General features: G+C 44.7%; 1 protein-coding gene and 1 pseudogene. Both read left to right on the top strand.

What is annotated here, in order from left to right:
• Window positions 1–117 (top strand): annotated as a pseudogene (locus WMO75_RS19760) (MerR family transcriptional regulator); the annotation flags it as partial.
• Between the two features lie 145 nt (window positions 118–262).
• Window positions 263–577: a DUF3847 domain-containing protein gene (locus WMO75_RS19755; protein WP_002578306.1), complete on the top strand. Its 315-nt coding sequence runs from the start codon at window positions 263–265 to the stop codon at window positions 575–577.
• The last annotated feature ends 16 nt before the right edge of the window (window positions 578–593 follow it).

The following is a 593-nucleotide window of genomic DNA, read 5'->3' as shown; positions in this document are numbered from 1 at the left end:
GGGAGAAAAGTCCTGATCAAAACGGATATGCTGGAACTTTTTATGGAAGCCAACGAGGGCAGAGACTTGAGGGATAAGGGAAATGTGAAAGCAGTCACAAGAAACGGTTCAACTTAAAAAAGCGGTTCCCGAAGAAACCGCCAAAGGTTCTATCAGACCGGAGTCATGATATACCTACACGCAAACAGATTATACCATGTACTTCGTCTGACAGACAACAGGAAACTTATGTTTGGAAGAAAAAGAAAGGACGATGATATTTATGGCAAGATCAACAAAGAGTTATGAGGAGCGTATGCTCCAGTTGGAAAAGAAAGAACAGGAAAGCCTTGAGAAAGCAAAACAGTATGCAGCACAGAAACGGGAACTGAAGAAACGTCAGAAAGATGTGGAAACTAAAAAGCGGACACACAGGCTCTGCCAGATTGGTGGTGCGGTGGAATCGGTGCTGGGTTCTGCGATTGAGGAAGATGATATCCCAAAGCTGATCGGCTTCTTAAAAAGGCAGGAAGCAAATGGGAAATTCTTCTCAAAGGCAATGCAGAAAGAGCCAGTTGCGAATACGGAGGAAGTGTAATGCCGGAGGGAGTGGA

This window comes from Blautia intestinihominis (assembly GCF_040096655.1).
Lineage (GTDB): Bacteria > Bacillota > Clostridia > Lachnospirales > Lachnospiraceae > Blautia_A > Blautia_A intestinihominis.
The sequence above is the reverse complement of the archived record's forward strand: the minus strand, read 5'-3'. Positions and strand labels throughout refer to the sequence as shown.